Origin of the sequence: Protofrankia sp. Cr1, assembly GCF_963555865.1 — a bacterium.
Taxonomy (GTDB): Bacteria; Actinomycetota; Actinomycetes; order Frankiales; family Frankiaceae; genus Protofrankia.
This window is the reverse complement of the sequence record NZ_CAUVXO010000303.1, coordinates 1,681-3,597: the sequence shown is the minus strand read 5'-3', so window position 1 is coordinate 3,597 and position 1,917 is coordinate 1,681. Positions and strand designations below refer to the sequence as shown.

The following is a 1,917-nucleotide window of genomic DNA, read 5'->3' as shown; positions in this document are numbered from 1 at the left end:
GCCGGACGTCACCCGCTGAATGCCGCTGGACGTCACCCGCTGAATGCCGCCGGACATCACCAGCCGGGTCGGGGTAAACCGGCCGCAACTCCCGGATCGGGCGTCGCGTAGGCTCCCGGGCGCGATCCGACCAGCGAACCCCGGGTCGCCTGCAACTGATCGTCAACGGCACACCGCCACTGCCACATCCCGCACCGGACCTGCAGAGAGGAGCTCGGCATGCTGTCGAACTACGTGCCGATCCTCGTACTTTTAGTGATCGCGGCAGCGTTCGCGATCGGATCTGTGATCATGGGGTCGCTGGTCGGCCCGAAGAGGTACAACCGCGCCAAGCTCGACGCATACGAGTGCGGAATCGAGCCGTCGCCCGAGCCGGTCGGCCCACACCGCTTCCCGGTGAAGTTCTATCTGACCGCGATGCTGTTCATCGTCTTCGACATCGAGATCATCTTCTTGTATCCGTGGGCGGTCGCCTTCGGGAGCCTGGGGATTTTCGGGCTGGTCGAGATGGTGTTGTTCATCGCGACCGTATTCGTCGCCTATGCGTACGTGTGGCGACGCGGAGGCCTCGAATGGGACTAGAAGAGAAGTTGCCCGGTGGCCTGCTGCTCACGACCGTGGAGAAGATGGCCAACTGGTCACGGCGGTCCTCGCTGTGGCCGGCCACGTTCGGCCTGGCATGCTGCGCCATCGAGATGATGTCGACCGGCGCAGGTCGTTACGACCTCGCCCGGTTCGGTATGGAGGTGTTCCGGGCCAGCCCGCGCCAGGCCGACCTTATGATCGTTGCGGGTCGGGTCAGCCAGAAGATGGCTCCGGTGCTGCGCCAGATCTACGACCAGATGCCCGAACCCAAGTGGGTGCTGTCGATGGGCGTGTGCGCAAGCAGCGGCGGGATGTTCAACAACTACGCCATCGTTCAGGGTGTGGACCACATCGTCCCGGTGGACATGTATCTCCCAGGCTGCCCGCCGCGGCCGGAAATGCTCATGGACGCGATCCTCAAGCTGCACGAGAAGATTCTCGCCGGCACGGTGACGGGTAAGCTCGAATACACTACGGTCGGCCACTCGCCCTATCCGAAGCCGATCGAGGTGGCAACCGCGCGGGCCGGTCTGCCGGCTGGGGCGCTGGAAACCGACACGCTGTCGGTCAACGACCGCAAGCGGTTCCGCCTTCCCGCCGGTGCCCCGGTCCCGACCGGAGCCGGTGCGGTCGAACCGTCGCTCGACACGCGCCGACCTGCCGCGATCGCTCCCGGTTCGGTGTTCGGCCGGATCAAGCGTCCGGTGGCTGCACCGGAGCACGGGGACAGGGCATGAGCGACGTCATGGCGTCTTCGGGAAAGGGCGGACCGCGTCGGCGCGACGCCTTCGGTGCGTCCGGTTCCGGCGACACCTCCGGTTTCGGCGGCCTCGTGGAGAAACCCTCTGCTCCGGCCTCGACCGCACGACCGTTTGGCGACCCTGACGCCGACGCTGTCTACGACGCCCTGGAGCGCTCCTTCCCGCAGCTCGGCGAGGCGCTCGAACGCGTGGTGGTCGAACGCGGCGAGTTGACCCTGCACGTGCGGCGCGACTACCTGCTCGCGGTCGCGCAGACGCTGCGGGATGATCCGGGTCTGCGTTTTGAACTGCTGTCCGCGGTTTCCGGGGTGGACTACCCCGACGACCCGAGCGGCCGGCGGCTGCACGCCGTGTACCACCTGCTGTCGATGACCTGGCGTCGCCGCATCCGCGTCGAGGTCGCGCTCGCCGACGACGACCCCACCGTCCCGAGCGTCATGGGTGTCTGGCCTACCGCGGACTGGCACGAGCGGGAGACCTACGACTTCTTCGGCATCGTCTTCTCCGGCCGCGACAGCCTTACCAGGATCATGATGCCGGATGACTGGTCCGGTCACCCACAGCGTAAGGA

The 1,917-nt window shown here is 66.6% G+C and carries 3 protein-coding genes; all 3 read left to right on the top strand.

All coding sequences use genetic code 11. The features are described 5' to 3' along the window. The first annotated feature begins 222 nt into the window (after positions 1–222). A complete protein-coding gene (locus U9980_RS19690) occupies positions 223–582 on the top strand; it encodes an NADH-quinone oxidoreductase subunit A (RefSeq protein ID WP_322747914.1) in 360 nt (119 codons plus the stop codon). After that, positions 573–1,322: a NuoB/complex I 20 kDa subunit family protein gene (locus U9980_RS28660; RefSeq protein ID WP_416210330.1), complete on the top strand. Its 750-nt coding sequence runs from the start codon at positions 573–575 to the stop codon at positions 1,320–1,322. The genes U9980_RS19690 and U9980_RS28660 overlap by 10 nt, the downstream gene beginning before the upstream one ends. Next, the coding region (locus tag U9980_RS19680; RefSeq protein ID WP_322769267.1) for an NADH-quinone oxidoreductase subunit C at positions 1,319–1,917 on the top strand (599 nt) is incomplete at its 3' end. The genes U9980_RS28660 and U9980_RS19680, both read left to right, overlap by 4 nt.

What these genes read in the sequence shown, in the direction of transcription:
- U9980_RS28660 (WP_416210330.1), top strand. Translation starts at nt 573, where the DNA reads ATGGGACTAGAAGAGAAGTTGCCCGGTGGCCTGCTGCTCACGACCGTG.